Source organism: Aeoliella mucimassa, from assembly GCF_007748035.1.
Lineage (GTDB): Bacteria > Planctomycetota > Planctomycetia > Pirellulales > Lacipirellulaceae > Aeoliella > Aeoliella mucimassa.
Window position 1 is genome coordinate 2,063,259 of the sequence record NZ_CP036278.1, and the last position, 11,994, is coordinate 2,075,252.

Sequence of the window (11,994 nt, forward strand, 5' to 3'; positions counted from 1 at the left end):
CCCCATGGCAAGAACCGCAGATAAATTGCAAACGGTTTTCCCTTCAATCAAACTGGATGTTCCATAACTCGGCGGACCTGCCTGCTTGGCCCCCGGATTCCCGACCCCTGACCCCCGACTTCTCTTCCCATGATTTGCGTCTCTATTGGTCGTAGCCGTCACAAGCACTTGCTGGCCGAGTACCAGGAACTGGTCAAACGGGGCGCCCGTTTGGTGGAGCTGCGCCTCGACTACGTTGCCAGCCGGCTCAATCTGCAGCGGTTGCTCAAGGACCGTCCGAGCCCAGTGGTGATTACCTGTCGACGCGAAGCCGATGGCGGCAAGTTCAACGGCACCGAAGAGCAGCGGCAGATGATCCTCCGCGAGGCCATCGCCTTGCAGGCCGAATACGTTGACCTGGAAGACGATATCGCGGCCAGCATTCCGCGCTACGGCAAGACGAAGCGAATCATCAGCTACCACAATTTCCGTCACACTCCCGACGACCTCGACGAGATCTACCAACGGCTCTCGAAGCTCGATGCCGACGTGGTGAAGATCACCACCATGGCTCAGAACCCGCACGACAATGTGCGAATGCTCGAGATGGTCAAGAAGGCCAGCTTGCCGACCGTCGCCATGTGCATGGGCGACATCGGTACGCCCTCGCGAATTTTGCTCGGCAAGTACGGTGCCCCCTTCACCTACGCGACGTTCCATCATGAGCGGGCGCTCGCACCAGGGCAGTTGTCGTTCGATCAGATGACCGACATCTACCGCTACGACTCGCTGAACAAAGACACCTCGCTGTTCGGAGTGATTGCCGACCCGATCGCCCACAGTTTGAGTCCGCACATTCACAACGCCGCACTCAAAGAACAAGACCTCAACGCAGTGTATGTGCCGTTTCGGGTGCCGCCCGATTCGCTGGGGCAATTTATTGCCGACGTTCCCAAGCTCGGCATCAAAGGTCTGAGTGTTACCATTCCCCATAAGGAAGCGGTCGCCAAGCACTTGACCAAGGTCGACGCGGCGGTAAAGGGCATCAAGGCGGTGAACACCCTGGTGTTCCGCGATGGCGAAGTACTGGGTTACAACACCGACTGTAAGGCCGCGATGGACTCGCTGGAATATACGCTGGGTACCGTGGGAGCACAGCCGAGTCCCTTGGCGAACAAGCGGGTGCTTGTGCTGGGAGCGGGCGGCGTATCGCGAGCCATTCTCTACGGTTTGAAAGTCCGCGGCGCTCGCGCCGTGGTCGCCAGTCGTACCCGCGAACGTGCCGAGAAGCTGGCTGCAGAGTTCGACGCCAAGGCGATCGACTGGAACGCCCGTCATACTGTGCCGGCCGAAATCTTGGTCAACGGCACTCCGATCGGCATGCATCCCAACGTCGACGAAACGCCTTATAATCGGTCGCATCTCAAGCCCTCGATGGTCGTGTTCGACACGGTTTACAATCCCGAGTCGACCTTGCTGGTCAAGGAAGCCCGTCTGCACGGGTGTACGACCGTGACCGGAGTCGAGATGTTTGTGCGTCAGGCTGGTCTGCAGTACTGGCTTTTTACCGGTAAGGAAGCCCCGATGGACATCATGCGCGCGACACTCAAGCGGGTGACTGGCCCGGTGAAGTAATGGTCTCTCGATGGATGTAGAGCGATAAGGGGCCAAGAAACTCGAGTGAACCCGTAGGGACAGACAAGCATGCCACTCGATCGTTGCGTATTTCTGATTGGCTATCGTGGCACCGGCAAGACCACCGTCGCTCGATTGTTGGCCGAACGCTTCGGATGCCAGGCGGTGGATGCCGATCACCTGCTGCAGCAACGCGACGGACGAACCGTGGCCGAGATCTTTGCCCAGGAGGGCGAACCCCGCTTCCGCGACCTTGAACAGCAGGTAGTTGCCGACTTGGCGGTGGTCGACCCGCAAGTCGTGTCGCTCGGCGGTGGTGCGGTGCTTCGCGAGCCAAATCGCCTGGCACTCAAGGGGCACCACGTCGCATGGCTGCAGGCTTCGCCCACCACGATTGCCGAGCGTCTTGCATCCGACGAGGTATCGGCCGATCAGCGGCCGAGTCTCACCGGCGGCGGACTGTTCGCCGAAATCGAGCAAGTGCTCGCTGCGCGGCAGCCGATCTACCAAGAGTGTGCTACTATGGTGGTTGATACCGAAAACCGGTCGCCCGCCGAGGTGGCCGACGACATTCTCCGCCAGCTCGATTTGCCACGCCTGTAGTTTCATGCCGTTCTTGCTTGTCATACCTCTGGAAGTTCGGCTCGTATTGGTGTTCTGTCTGGCGGCCATCGCGGCTTCGCTGGCCAACGGAATGATCTATCACTTCGCCTGGTTTACCCGGTTGCGTTCCCCTTGGCAGCCGCGGGCCGAAGGCATCGCGCCCCGCCGCCGGATCGACTTCCTGCCGATCCTCGGGTGGTGGCATCTGCGCCGCGAGTCGGTAGTGCATGGCCGTGGCCATTGGGTGCGACCATTAGCTATCGAACTTTGCTTTGCCATCGGCATCGCTTGGCTGTACTGGTGGGAGACCGAGACGTTCGGGCTGTTTACTTCGCAACTCGCTTTGGGAACCGATCGCGCGAACCTCATCGGCCCAGCGCACTGGCAGTTCCTGGCCCATGCGATGCTCTGTTGGTTCATGCTGATCGCTACCTTTATTGATATCGACGATCGCATCATTCCCGACATCGTCACCGTGCCTGGCACGTTGCTGGGGCTCTTGCTCGCAACGCTGGTGCCGCTTTCGTTGTTGCCGCAGGTCACGAATCCGATCGCGATTCCCGTTGCGGGAGAGCAGTTGTTCAACAACGCGGGAGCGCCGACCGGCGAGTACCTCGAACCGGTGCATCTGGCCGCAGCGAGCGAATGGCCGATGTCGCTCGCGCCCGATGCCAACTCGCTGGCACTTGCCTTGGGCTGTTTCTGGCTCTGGTGTTTCGCGTTCGTGCGTCGGCGATGGATCACTCGCAAAGGACGATTCAAGGCACTCCAGTTCTTCATCGTACGGATGGTCCGCGACTGGTGTCGCCGCCCGCTCCGCGACGTTACCCTGCTCGGCACGCTCGCGATCGTCGGCGTCTGGTGGTGGGGTGGGCCCGCGTGGGTGGGACTACTCACCTCGCTGGTTGGTCTGGTCGGGAGCGGCGGAGTCGTCTGGCTCATTCGCATCTTCGCCGGCGTGGCTTTACGGAAAGAAGCCATGGGCTTTGGCGACGTGCTACTAATGATGATGGTCGGCACGCTCGTCGGCTGGCAGGCTGGCATTCTGATCTTCTTCATGGCTCCCTTCGCCGCGTTGGTGTTCGCCTTGGTGCAGTTCATCACCCGCGGCGAAAACGAGATTCCGTACGGGCCATATCTCTGCTCGGCAACGGTGATCGCCATCGTTCGCTGGGACGCCATCTGGGCGCAAGCTCGCATCTTCTTTGACCGGCCGTGGTTCATCGTGGCAACTTTATTGGTCTGTTTAGTGATGTGTGGCGCGGTTTTAGCGATTTGGCAGGCGATTAAGGACGCGATTTGGCCGATCGACTCGGCATCGTGAACTAGGTTTTTGGTGGGCAGTTCGCTGGTTGCGATCTGGCTACCAATCCTGGGAACACGACGATGCCGCTGTTTACGAACATTCACGATATTGCTGCTGCTCGCGGGGCGATCGACCGCTGCCGCTACGGGGTGATCGAAGCCCGCGCCGGCGAGCTTTATCACTTGCAGCTCCGACCGTTTCCCAAGCTCATCTCCTGGCCGGAGATTTGGCCGGTGCGACTGAGGTTCCATGCTCGCGGGCCGATGGATCGCTGCCGGTTGTACTACAACCAGCCGCTCACGTCGCCCAACTACCTGGCGCTCAAGTACATTGTCTCGACCGAGCGGACCAGCTACGCGACATTTCGGGCAGCGCTGGCCGTGCTCGACGCGGTTGCCAGCATCAAGCAAATCGACGCCATCCTGTGCGACGTGGCCAATCCTCGGTTGACCGATCGTCTGATGCACCGCTGGGGCTGGGAGGCCCATAAGCCCGAGCGTTGGCATCGCAACTTCATTCGCCGATTCTATGGCGAGTACCCCGCTAGCGTGCGGTCGTTCTTTCAGCCTGCGTAACGGTTTGCTGCGCGGATTCTTGCTGTCGGGTGCTAGCACTGCCGCCTGCTGCTCTTGTAGCGGTGCAGGTCGATTGCTACGATTCGCCGCGCATGCACGCGAACCGCATCGGGCTGTTCGTTTTTGAATTGTTCGTTTCATTCGCCAACCCCACCGGCGATCATGTCGCTCTTGTCGAAAGCTACCGCACTGTTGCTCCTGACCGTCGTTGTTGTGACGACCGGTTGCGGACGCGTAGTGTTTACGCCGAAGGCTCAGCAAGCGCAAGCGTTGTCGCTCTCGCCTGAGCAGCAGCAAACCCTCGCGGCTCAAATGCAGCAGCTTCAGCAGCGAGCCGACGCGCTGGACCGCGACAATCAGGAACTCGAAGCGATCATCGCCCAACGCGGTCAGCAGTTGCAGCTTCAGCACAATCAGGCGCTCGCGCTGCAGGAGCAGCTGAAAGCGACGACCGATCGACTTGCCGCGGTGCAGAGCACCAACACCCAACTCGAGCAACGCACCCAGGCGCTCACCGCGAGTGTGCAGCAGATGCCGGGAGCCGAGATTCGCGCCAACAATACGCTGCTCAAGTCGCTGCAATCGACCAACGTGCCAGGCGTCACTGCCCGACAGGATGGCGATACCATTCGCGTTGCCTTGGCGGGCGACATGCTGTTCGTGCCGGGCTCGCCGCAGTTGCAGTCGGGAGCCGAGCAAACGCTTCGCACGGTAGCGACCGATTTGATGACCAATTACCCCGATCACCTGATCGGCATCGAAGGTCACACCGACCCGATGACTCCCGCGTCGCCGCAGTACTCGACTCCGCACCATCTGTCGGTTGCCCAGTCGACCGCCGTGTACGACCTGCTGGTCCGCTCGCTCGGCGTTTCGCCGCAGCAGTTGTTCGTGATCGGGCACGGAGCCAACCACCCAGTGGTCTCGAATGCCACCGCCGCCGGCCAGGCCCAAAACCGCCGGATCGAGTTGGTAATCTATCCCGAAACGACCCGCAGCCGGTAATCGTGCGAAGCGAAGCATAGTTTCCCAATTTACCCACCGATGGGAAAATTGAATCCGCGCTCACTCTGCAAAACCAGTGGTTTTCGCGGCCGAATAGATTCCCATTTCCCAAAACGCATCGAGTGGGAATCTATTTTCGCGGCGTGCAACGATCGCAAGTCGTTAGGTTGTCACGTGTTACATCAACACCTTCGCAATAGTTGCCCAAAATAGATTCCCAGGGGTGGGAAACTATTCTGGAGAGGATTCAGGATTCGGGGGGCAGGAATCAGGGGATGTCATCTTGAAGGAGCTTCCAGCGACTGAAAGATCTCAGCCTACCGCTTTGAAACCGCGCAGCAGCGAACCCAACGCAAGGCCATCGCGGTCAGAGACCGCTCCTACAGCGCGCTTGCGTGGTAGATAGTTTCAGTGGATTTCATGTTCACTCGATTACATCTTTCCATCCTCCAACAACGGACTACAGACGACTAACAACGGACAATACGGAACCTGTCCATTAGATCACCAGTAGTGGCCATTTCCCAGTGAAAACTGAGATATTCCCAGAAAGAGATCCTTCGCCCAGCAAAGCGAACGCACCGGCGCGCTTCTTGAGCCGAAGCACCTGCTCTGGAGCGTTGCTGCCGGAACACGACCTTCCCGATAAGTAATTTCGCCGCCGCGTTACATGTGCGGGATGGTTTCCATGAGACCGGTTTCTTCGAAGTGCTCGAGATTCAGGCTCTGGGCTTCGTCCTGGCGGGAGAACATCATGCTGGCGGCCTCGACCAGTAGATCGGACAACGGAGTCTGCTGATCCAACCTCTCCAGCACCTTATGCCCGAGGATCTTCATCAAGTCGATGGTGACCGGTAGCACGTGCTCCCCGGGGTCTTTGTAGCCGGTCATCAGCTCCTTATCGAACTTCAGTTCGTCCCAATGCGCGAGCGCGGTACCGGAGCCCCCGTCTCGTTCCACTTCCATGAACTGCAGTTCGCTCAACCGCCGAATCGCCTTGGGGTTAAACAGACCGGTATCCTTGTCGAAAAGTGTTTCCCACCGTTCCCAGCCAATCCCAAGAGTATGGCCGATTTCGTGCACGATGGTGCCGGCGATTTCTTCTTCCGTAAAAGTGGCAAGGAATCGCGTGTTGAACTCCACCCGCCCGTACATTACGCCATCGTTTTCATAAGGGAAGTAAGCCCGAGCGATGGTGTTGCCCAAACTATGGAAAGTCCCCAGGCGGATCACGATCGACTGCTTCGGTTCGACAAATCGATTCCAGAAGTTGCAGGCGGTTCGCGCTGCCTGGTCGAGCTTGCCGTCCATGTCGTCCACCACATGGTAGGTGATGAGAGTCGACTCAGGTTGTTCTGGCTCGGCGGTCTCCGAAGCAATGCCTCGGGCGCGTACTAGCCATGAGATCGTGTGTTGCAGGGTCTGCAATTTCTCCAAGTCGCTATCGACCAACTCGTAGCCTTGGTTTCGAATCTGGGCGGCCTGATCCTTTAACTCGTCGATCAGCCCTTGGATCGAGTCGATGTCGTCGTAGTCGCTTTTCATGGCTGCCCGGACCATGGCTTCTTCCGCCTGCATGGTCTTGAGCACCTTGGTCAAGCGGCTCTCTTGGGCAATCGGCTCGTCGGTGGAGGCCAGCACTCCCATCGGTAACTCCCGTCCCCAGGAGCGAAAAAACTTGAGCTTGGTTCGCCCTTCGATTTCGTTGAGCGAGGAGCGGTAATCTAGCGGGTTAGAATCTCGTGGAGCCGTTTGAGGAATCAGGAAGCAGTCGATGATCACCCGCGAGGGGGTATCGTAAGGGTACTGATGCGGGTCGACGGTGATGTAGTAGTAATGCGTAGGAACTGGCAGGTACTTGCCATGACCGCGATTAATGCTCGAAGGCTGATCATCAAACACGGGGCCGGCGATGGCCCACACATGGTCTTTGCCCGGCCCGTCTTCGATGTTGCGAATCGCGGTTTCTTGTTTGAGCCAGACTCCGCTGTTCAGCGAGGCGTACTGCGGGCTCATGTTCGACATGAGAAACGTCTCGAGCTGCGCTAGCCGACCAAACTGGCGATTGATCACTTCGTTGGGCGACATGTGCCCCACGTTGAGCTGGATGCCGCCGATCTTGCCGAACGTCTTACGACCGATCCGGTGCTCCTCGGGCAGTCGCATGTCGTCGTAGTAAACCAGCGGGCGATCGTAATCGACATCCGCATCGGCGTGGGCCACGCGATAAGCCGACCAGGCGGGCTGGAGCCGTTCGGGGCTAAAACCTACCACGTACCCTTGGTTTACCAGAATCTGTATCGGCCGTTCGGCGTCGAGATTCTGCGCCGCGCCACAGATGCAAGTCGATATGGTGGGCATTGTTCACACTCGATGGATGAATAGTGGTGTTGTCCATGATTCCTCCCAAAAAGGTTCCCCAGTGACCATAGAAATGCGCGCAGACGCCTACCGATACGGTTTACGCCTGTTCCCCAACACTGCAATGAATCAGCAATATCTCGCCGCAGCCGCGCGTTGGATAAACGCGCAAGCGAGGTTACTCCCCAGTTCGGACATCCGCAGAAGGACTCCAGGCGGTCATTGGAACACAAGTTCCATGAATTGCAAGCATCTAATTGAAAACCAGGAGAAGATCGCCTACGCAAATACGTCGAGCCTCTACCCCCCCAGTTGGATCCGCGAACCGCCGAGTTCGACCAGGCTTACGCTGCGTTCGGCTGTCGCGACTGCCCCTGTTTGGTCGATAGAGAATAGAGAACCTAGAGAGGGCTTGTCTAACAGGGGGAATGCGATGCAAGTCGACCATGCTAGCACGCGGGCCGCGACGTTTGGCACCGACGCCTACCTGCGCGGCACCGAGCGGGCTGCGCAAAGCGTGTTTACAGCAGTGCTCGAATCGGTGGGGCGGCAGGGGTACGCCTCGGCCGAGGAATTGCCAGATGATGTCGTGCTATCGCAGGACACAGTGCGCCAGGCATGGAACGATTGGTTTTCGGCCGCCAGCTTGAACCAGTCATTCGACAAGCTTAGCCGGCAAGACATGAAGCAACAGTTTGGCGACTTGATGGTGCGGGCATACTCCGAAGGGGGCTATGCCGCGCCGCAGCAGTTCCTGGCTAGCTTATCGAGCGAAGAACTCGAGGTCGTGCAGCACTCGAATCGCCTGGTCGATCCGATTGATGTCGATTCGCTCACCGAAGAGGGGGCGCTCAACCTGTTGTTGCCACAGGCGGCCAAGGTCGACCTGAACCACGACGGCTTCCAGCAAACCGGCATCGCGATGGGAATGAGTTTCCCGAACAGCGATACCCCGCCCGAAGTGGTAGCCGCCTGGGACGAAGCGACCGCCGGCTTGGATTTCGGCGATCGAATGTTCTACGAGATGCAGATGATGCTGCCGATGCTTATCAGCAACATCGTAACCGACGAGAATGGTCAGTTCGTCCGCATGATCGAGCCGGGCGACCCCGATTTCACCAATCCCATGGCGAGCGGCAACTACTCGTACCGCCAAGCAGCCGCCGACGCATTGGAAGGGGTCGAGTTCGCTAAACGGTGGATGACCCGCGAGCAGTACGAGGAGCAACGCGACTTCTGGACCAACTTTGGGCAGTTGCTCGATAAGCACGACGCGAACTAGTTGGCCAGTCATCCAATACCGAGGCTCGGTGAGCGAAGTACTGCTACATCGCAGTCGCAGAAGTACTTGGCATCGCACTCGGGAGGGAGATAAAGGATGATTTATCGCATCAAAGAAGCATTCTGGTCGTGGGGCGACGACTCTGCGATTTGCGACCAGTTTGGACAGCCGGTCTATCAGGTCGACGGCGCGGCCTTCAGTTGGGGCGACGACCTTTCGTTTCAGGACATGAGCGGTCGCCAACTCGCCCGCATCACGCAAACGTTGTTCAGCTTCAAGCCACGCTATCAGATTCAGATCGATGGCACCGTGTTCGCCGAGGTGATCAAAGAGTGGAGCTGGTTCAACCAGAAGTTCACGCTCGATGTGCCTGGCCCCAACGATTACTCGATCACTGGATCGTTCTGGGAGCACGAGTTTAGCTTCACGCGACAAGGCCGCGATGTCGCTCGGGTGAGCAAAAGCTACTGGGCGTGGACCGACAGCTACGGGGTGCAGACGGTCGACAACGAAGACGACCTCGCCATCCTCTGTACCTGCATCGTGATCGACCAGGTGCTGCACGATGGTGATCGCAATAACTAGGTGGCACCATTTAACATTTGGCGATTGCGTTGTAGCACGCTATTGAAGAGCCCATGGAAATTGAGGCTCGGTCCGCAAGGGAACATCAGCCTTTTGGTATTGGTTCGCTAGTTCTACTACTTCTAGAGCAGTCGCGTTTGTTGCGATAGGAGCTTCACTGTCTAAGAACTCCCTCGCGCCAGGAATTCCGGTTCCCAATAATCGAGCCAGACGAACGATGATGCGATTACGTGTTTCGGGTTCCCAGACGATCCAAACATTGTAGCGATTCGTATCTGACGCCTGAGCAACACGAAGCGAAAACTGGAGGTATGCGTCAGACTCCACATAACCGACGATCTGGTCGGCGAACGCACGGAGATTGTCTTCGGGGCTGCGTTCGAAGATGTTCTTCAGGTCGTTGCCGAATACGATCGCATCAGAAGATCGTTCTATCGGAGTTCCATCGACCTTCTCAGTAGTCTTGGGGCTGAAATCAGCGGTACGCAGGAGATGGAGTAGCTGATACTCTTCGTTCGAACGCATTTCGACCAATTCGCCATCGAAAAAGAGCCTCCCTGGAATGAAATCGCGAGTCTCATCGTGCGATGGGAACACGTGCTGAGTAAGGAGCACCCGCCGCTCTCGCCCAGATGGATCGATGGCCTCTAGGATAGTAGTACCACCGTCCAAAAAGTACTTTGATCCGCAAATGGTGAGGGTTTGGGGGAGTTGCATTACCATCTAATCCCGCAATGTTCATGAATTGAGAGTTAGCCGCAATTCGCGTTCAGATACAATGTTGTTGCCCAGTCCACTAGGAGTCTAAATGACCATCACCATCGATGTCGAGGTTCCCGGGGAACTAAAGCATCTCCACTTACCAAAAGGGGTAGCAGCACGTCTGCAAACGCTGCTCGACCGTCAATCGTTGGGGCAAACGCTCACCACTGCCGAGCGGGAGGAAGCGAAAGAGTTGGTCGACCTCGCCGATTTTTTTACCCTCTTACAGATGAGAGCTGCGCAGCAAGCTCCTTGACCATTCTTTTTCCACCAGACGCCGGCTATTCAGCCAAGGCCCCGGTTGGGATAGAATAGGGGGCTCGGCTAGCGAGAACCGTTTTTGCTCTCCCTCGGCACCCACTGAACTTCAGCCCCTTGGCTTTCGACCCGTGATCGCAATTGTTAACTACGAAATGGGGAATCTCCGCAGTGTGGAGAAGGCGCTGGAGTCGTTGGGCTACTCGAGCGTGATCACCGACGATCCCCAGGTGATTGCCGAGGCCGACAAGCTGATTCTGCCTGGCGTGGGGGCCTACGCCGATGCGATGGCCGCGCTCCGCGAGCGGCAGCTGGTCGAACCGTTGCGGGCCGCAGTGGCCGCTGGCAAGCCAACGCTCGGCATCTGCCTGGGCATGCAACTGCTGTTCGACATCAGCTACGAAGATGGCGAGCACCAGGGCCTTGGCATCTTGCCTGGCAAGGTGGTGCGTTTCTCGGTGCCTACCGAGTATAAGGTGCCGCACATGGGATGGAACCAGATTGCGCCGGCCAAGGAGTCGCCGCTGTACGCGGGGATCGATGCCGGGTCGTACTTCTACTTTGTGCACTCCTACTACGTAGTGCCCGACGACTCGGCCGTCGTAGCGACCACTACCGATTATCCAGAATCGTTCTGCAGCAGCATCGAGCGCGAGAATTTGTTCGCCACTCAGTTTCATCCGGAAAAGAGTCAGAAACTGGGACTCAAGCTGCTAGCAAATTTCGCTGCCCTGTAGCAGTTGGGATTCTGTAGAACTCGTATTAGAATGACTTGATGCTCCTGCACATCGAATATGTTGAACCTGTCGACGCTTACCAATTGCGACTGCGGTTCTCGAACGCGACGGAGAAAGTAGTTGATGTCAGTCCACTCTTGCAAGGACCCGTCTTTGTACCGATTCGCGATCTGAAAGTGTTTCGGCAGGTGAAATTGGATCCCATCGCCAAAACGGTGTCTTGGCCTAGTGGAGCAGATCTAGCCCCAGAAGCGTTGCTGGCCCTCCCTGAAGTCGCCGATTCACAGGCGAGTGCGGTGGTGAACACCGAGTCTCGCTGATTCATAAATGGGCTGTAGACCGCGATGAGTTTTCTATCCTCCAGCAGCCCTGCGGAACCGTCGGATGAATCGGGGCTGCTGTGTCCCAAGTGTGGCAAACCGACACCCCCGCTGGCGAATCGCTGCGCACTGTGTGGCGAGTACTTTCCCAACGTCGAGCAGCGGCGAGGTAACCCTGCAGCAGGGGCCATGGTGGGACTCGTGCGGGGCATCGGGCTCGGTGGCTTCGTGGTGGGCGGGGCGAGCGGCATCCAGCTACTATTAGGCCAGCGTGGTCTTGGATTCGTGGTTGCAATGGTCGTAGGATTCGTCGTGTTTTCGGCCTGTTTGTCGATTGCCAGCGTATTGCACAAGAGTACCTATCGCGTCGATTAAGAGTGTGCGGAATCGCCACCTTCGCTCCGGTGCAGCGAGGAATGGGCCCTTTGTTGGAGGGCTCGAAAAGCTCGTATCTTTTACGTCCCAGCAGGCGTGGATAGCCTTGTCCGCTACTTGAACTAGAGGGGGCGATTTGGGATATTGCATACAGTTTTCACCGAGGAATTCTCCACCCAAAAGGGCGTCGGCGGCTGTGGGCCCTCCGGGG

13 protein-coding genes are annotated in these 11,994 nt (G+C 58.0%); 11 read left to right on the plus strand and 2 right to left on the minus strand.

Annotated features, from left to right (window positions below; translation table 11 throughout):
• The first annotated feature begins 129 nt into the window (after positions 1–129).
• From aroE to Pan181_RS08305, 5 genes are all read left to right on the plus strand, one after another.
• A complete protein-coding gene (gene aroE / locus Pan181_RS08285) occupies positions 130–1,614 on the plus strand; it encodes a shikimate dehydrogenase (protein WP_145246379.1) in 1,485 nt (494 codons plus the stop codon).
• Between the two features lie 69 nt (positions 1,615–1,683).
• A complete protein-coding gene (locus tag Pan181_RS08290; protein WP_145246380.1) occupies positions 1,684–2,217 on the plus strand; it encodes a shikimate kinase in 534 nt (177 codons plus the stop codon).
• Between the two features lie 13 nt (positions 2,218–2,230).
• The gene (locus Pan181_RS08295) at positions 2,231–3,541 is read left to right on the plus strand and encodes a prepilin peptidase (protein WP_197529041.1); all 1,311 of its coding nucleotides are present in this window, start codon (positions 2,231–2,233) and stop codon (positions 3,539–3,541) included.
• 62 nt (positions 3,542–3,603) lie between these two features.
• On the plus strand, positions 3,604–4,098 hold the full coding sequence (locus Pan181_RS08300; RefSeq protein WP_145246382.1) for a hypothetical protein: 495 nt from the start codon (positions 3,604–3,606) through the stop codon (positions 4,096–4,098).
• A gap of 162 nt (positions 4,099–4,260) precedes the next feature.
• Positions 4,261–5,103 (plus strand): OmpA/MotB family protein, encoded by an 843-nt coding sequence (locus Pan181_RS08305; protein WP_145246383.1) that lies wholly within the window; start codon positions 4,261–4,263, stop codon positions 5,101–5,103.
• A 666-nt stretch (positions 5,104–5,769) separates the two neighbouring features.
• On the opposite strand, the gene Pan181_RS08310 is transcribed toward Pan181_RS08305, so the two are convergent.
• Positions 5,770–7,464, minus strand: a complete 1,695-nt coding sequence (locus Pan181_RS08310) for a DNA/RNA non-specific endonuclease (protein ID WP_197529042.1) — start codon at positions 7,462–7,464, stop codon at positions 5,770–5,772.
• A gap of 433 nt (positions 7,465–7,897) precedes the next feature.
• On the opposite strand from Pan181_RS08310, the gene Pan181_RS08315 reads away from it, so the two are divergent.
• Together Pan181_RS08315 and Pan181_RS08320 are read left to right on the plus strand one after the other, a co-directional pair.
• Positions 7,898–8,746, plus strand: a complete 849-nt coding sequence (locus Pan181_RS08315; protein WP_145246384.1) for a hypothetical protein — start codon at positions 7,898–7,900, stop codon at positions 8,744–8,746.
• A gap of 96 nt (positions 8,747–8,842) precedes the next feature.
• Positions 8,843–9,331, plus strand: a complete 489-nt coding sequence (locus tag Pan181_RS08320) for an LURP-one-related/scramblase family protein (RefSeq protein WP_145246385.1) — start codon at positions 8,843–8,845, stop codon at positions 9,329–9,331.
• Between the two features lie 39 nt (positions 9,332–9,370).
• Here Pan181_RS08320 and Pan181_RS08325 read toward each other — a convergent pair whose 3' ends face one another.
• Complete coding sequence (locus Pan181_RS08325; protein WP_145246386.1) at positions 9,371–10,048, minus strand: hypothetical protein; 678 nt, start codon at positions 10,046–10,048, stop codon at positions 9,371–9,373.
• Positions 10,049–10,139: 91 nt separating this feature from the next.
• Here Pan181_RS08325 and Pan181_RS08330 point away from each other — a divergent pair, with 91 nt between their 5' ends.
• From Pan181_RS08330 to Pan181_RS08345, 4 genes are all read left to right on the plus strand, one after another.
• Positions 10,140–10,349, plus strand: coding sequence for a hypothetical protein (locus Pan181_RS08330; RefSeq protein WP_197529043.1), 210 nt, complete (start codon positions 10,140–10,142; stop codon positions 10,347–10,349).
• 133 nt (positions 10,350–10,482) lie between these two features.
• The gene (gene hisH, locus Pan181_RS08335) at positions 10,483–11,088 is read left to right on the plus strand and encodes an imidazole glycerol phosphate synthase subunit HisH (protein WP_145246387.1); all 606 of its coding nucleotides are present in this window, start codon (positions 10,483–10,485) and stop codon (positions 11,086–11,088) included.
• A 38-nt stretch (positions 11,089–11,126) separates the two neighbouring features.
• Positions 11,127–11,408: a DUF2442 domain-containing protein gene (locus tag Pan181_RS08340; protein ID WP_145246388.1), complete on the plus strand. Its 282-nt coding sequence runs from the start codon at positions 11,127–11,129 to the stop codon at positions 11,406–11,408.
• A 24-nt stretch (positions 11,409–11,432) separates the two neighbouring features.
• Positions 11,433–11,783 carry a hypothetical protein gene (locus tag Pan181_RS08345; protein WP_145246389.1) on the plus strand — a complete coding sequence of 117 codons (351 nt, stop codon included), beginning with the start codon at positions 11,433–11,435 and terminating at the stop codon, positions 11,781–11,783.
• The last annotated feature ends 211 nt before the right edge of the window (positions 11,784–11,994 follow it).

Bases quoted from the DNA above. Each gene is read 5' to 3' on its own strand.
- aroE (WP_145246379.1), top strand. From the start codon at position 130: ATGATTTGCGTCTCTATTGGTCGTAGCCGTCACAAGCACTTGCTGGCC.
- Pan181_RS08290 (WP_145246380.1), top strand. From the start codon at position 1,684: ATGCCACTCGATCGTTGCGTATTTCTGATTGGCTATCGTGGCACCGGC.
- Pan181_RS08300 (WP_145246382.1), top strand. From the start codon at position 3,604: ATGCCGCTGTTTACGAACATTCACGATATTGCTGCTGCTCGCGGGGCG.
- Pan181_RS08305 (WP_145246383.1), top strand. From the start codon at position 4,261: ATGTCGCTCTTGTCGAAAGCTACCGCACTGTTGCTCCTGACCGTCGTT.
- Pan181_RS08310 (WP_197529042.1), bottom strand. From the start codon at position 7,464: ATGCCCACCATATCGACTTGCATCTGTGGCGCGGCGCAGAATCTCGAC.
- Pan181_RS08315 (WP_145246384.1), top strand. From the start codon at position 7,898: ATGCAAGTCGACCATGCTAGCACGCGGGCCGCGACGTTTGGCACCGAC.
- Pan181_RS08320 (WP_145246385.1), top strand. From the start codon at position 8,843: ATGATTTATCGCATCAAAGAAGCATTCTGGTCGTGGGGCGACGACTCT.
- Pan181_RS08325 (WP_145246386.1), bottom strand. From the start codon at position 10,048: ATGCAACTCCCCCAAACCCTCACCATTTGCGGATCAAAGTACTTTTTG.
- Pan181_RS08330 (WP_197529043.1), top strand. From the start codon at position 10,140: ATGACCATCACCATCGATGTCGAGGTTCCCGGGGAACTAAAGCATCTC.
- Pan181_RS08340 (WP_145246388.1), top strand. From the start codon at position 11,127: ATGCTCCTGCACATCGAATATGTTGAACCTGTCGACGCTTACCAATTG.
- Pan181_RS08345 (WP_145246389.1), top strand. From the start codon at position 11,433: ATGAGTTTTCTATCCTCCAGCAGCCCTGCGGAACCGTCGGATGAATCG.